The sequence below is a fragment of the Microcystis sp. LE18-22.4A genome, from assembly GCF_027531105.1.
Taxonomy (GTDB): domain Bacteria; phylum Cyanobacteriota; class Cyanobacteriia; order Cyanobacteriales; family Microcystaceae; genus Microcystis; species Microcystis aeruginosa.
Genome location: NZ_JAPZRB010000453.1, coordinates 1 through 2,326 on the forward strand (window position 1 = coordinate 1; position 2,326 = coordinate 2,326).

Consider the following 2,326-nt stretch of genomic DNA (forward strand, 5'->3'; position numbering starts at 1 on the left):
CGGGTAAATTACCTAATTTTCAGGGAAAAAGTCCCGGAATTTTCCCCCCGACCACTCCCATATCTGGTACTTTTTGATTGACAAAAAGTCTAAAAGTCTTACCCAACAAGGTTTTTAGATTTATTCAGCTAACCCTAAATATCGGAATCGTCGTCGAAGATATAGTTTAAGAATTAACCTGTTGGCGGCTGTTTATAACTATGAGTTAGGGATAGGTATAGCAACTTATTAAAAGTTGCCAAACATTAATCAAGTCAAGGAGAATTTATTCTCAATTTTTATAATTGAGATAGTTTGTGCTGCTTAAATAAAGAGGTTTTGACAACCAAATTAAAGCATATCTAAAGAGTTTTGGGTTAAAAGTTAAACTTCAGGTTTTCATTCAGAACAAATGTACTAATTAACTATGTTTTTTGGGAAAATTAGTTAACCCACCATTATAACATATAATTAATTGGCAAGAGTTCTAGTAATCAGTCATCAGTCGTTAGCGATCAGTCATCAGCGATCAGCATTCAGCTATCAACTTGTTATTTCTTGGGTTATGGCCATTGAAGCTAGAACAGCTTCAATGGTTAAGATTCTAGAAATCGTTTGTTCCCTAGCTAAAACTCGCATTAACCTGATAAGAGATCAAATCTCCCTCGACAAAGAAACTGAGGCCGTAGCGACCCGGTGTTAAATTCAAGGATAATCGAGCGCCGTATTCAACCGAACCGACGACGGTGGCGACACCCTTACTATCGAGTCGGACCAACTCGGTGATCACCTTGGGGTCGGTGGCGAGTTCCAGACGAAGGTTACGCGAAGTCCTGAATCTGAGTCTGTCCACACTATCCCAAACGCCGAGGCAATTAGTTTCCCCTAAATGACCGTCAACGCCGAAACTTTTTCCTGTCCTCGCCGTTCCCAGATCGATCGCCCCGCCCCACTCCCGACTCAGATCGCGTCTGGCATAAATCTCGCCGTCCATTCCAGTAATGATGTCTCTGTTCATCGAAAATTTTGGGTCTGAAACTCCGTCGTTCTACGACGGCTTTACTGTTGAATATTAGCACATTTACAAAATATATGCTGGAATCTGGAGTTTAGACTGGACTGTGCCGTTTGATGTCGGGGGAAGCACATTGAAATTTGTCTTAGCCTGTCGGAAAGCTAAGAATGGTCAGAAATATGATCAATTCTTGTTTTAAGCTGCCTCTTTTGTCTCTTTTTTCTGTCGAGTAACTGTCTTTTTCACCGTCGGATAACGAGTTTTTTTGTGACGTTTTTTCCCTTCTCCCAACCTGGGGACTTTCCTCTGGGTTTTGGCGGTTTGGCGGGTGTGCCTATCTCGACCAAAAGTCCCAAAAAGCTTTGTGCCACTCTTCCAGGGGTTAATTTCTCCACAGGTAAAGGCTTTTGCCAAGGTAAGGGATTATCTTCTATAATCTCACGAAGCTCACCATAATTGCCATGTCATAATAGGGATTAAATCACTCCACCTTTGACCCTTCTCAGTGGTTCCTAGTTTAGGTAAAGTCCAGTGTAATCTTTGCTTCATAAAACGATTCCAATGCTCAAGGAGAAAGCGTCTTAAATACAATTTCCACAGGTCGATTGAGCATATTTCTTCTTCTCCTATCCAAGCCAACCACATTGGTGTAGTAGACCTTTGAGAGAGTTTTTTCCCCTGAGGTTGAACCAAGATTATAGACATGGGATAATCAGCCGATTGTTCAAAATGAAAACGATTCCATCTCGAAATTTTTACGACCCCCCAAGTTTGGTCATCAATCTCAATACTTTCTACTGGAACTGCCCAAGTTTCTGGGTCAGATAATTTCATTTTTTCACCATGTTTTTTCGGTCTCCCATTTCCTTGATATTGGGGAGGTTCTGCATAAATACAGCGATTAGGGCGTAGCCGAATTAGTTGATCTGCATTAATGTTTGCTGTTTCTTTAACAAAGGGAGCGCATCCGTACTCACTATCCCAGAGCGTTATTGGTCTTTGTTGAAGATGTCTGCATACTTGTTTGAGTTGTAAAACCGCTCTAGAAATTGGGGTTTCATGGGAAGAAATTCGCTCATCGAAAATTTTGGGTCTGAAACCCCGTCGTAGAACGACGGATTTACTGTTAAATATTAGCACATTTACGAAATATATGCTAAAATGTGAGACATGGAAAAAGCCTATTCTTACCGATTTTACCCCACACCAGAACAAGAGTCGCTATTGCGGCGCACATTGGGCTGTGTAAGATTAGTTTACAATAAAGCTCTCCACGAACGAACACAAGCTTGGTATGAAAGACAAGAAAGAGTAGGCTACGCTCAAACTTCT

The 2,326-nt window shown here is 41.3% G+C and carries 2 protein-coding genes and 2 pseudogenes; 2 read left to right on the forward strand and 2 right to left on the reverse strand.

Going from position 1 to position 2,326, the window contains the following annotated elements:
* Positions 1 to 136: 136 nt before the first annotated feature.
* A pseudogene (locus O9295_RS19945) lies at positions 137 to 232 on the forward strand (IS5/IS1182 family transposase); the annotation flags it as partial.
* Positions 233 to 601: 369 nt separating this feature from the next.
* On the opposite strand, the gene O9295_RS19950 reads toward O9295_RS19945, so the two are convergent.
* Positions 602 to 997: a hypothetical protein gene (locus O9295_RS19950; RefSeq protein WP_288034801.1), complete on the reverse strand. Its 396-nt coding sequence runs from the start codon at positions 995 to 997 to the stop codon at positions 602 to 604.
* A gap of 192 nt (positions 998 to 1,189) precedes the next feature.
* A pseudogene (locus tag O9295_RS19955) lies at positions 1,190 to 2,071 on the reverse strand (transposase); the annotation flags it as partial.
* A gap of 93 nt (positions 2,072 to 2,164) precedes the next feature.
* On the opposite strand from O9295_RS19955, the gene O9295_RS19960 reads away from it, so the two are divergent.
* Positions 2,165 to 2,326: helix-turn-helix domain-containing protein (locus O9295_RS19960; RefSeq protein ID WP_287709355.1), on the forward strand; the 162-nt coding region annotated here is incomplete at its 3' end.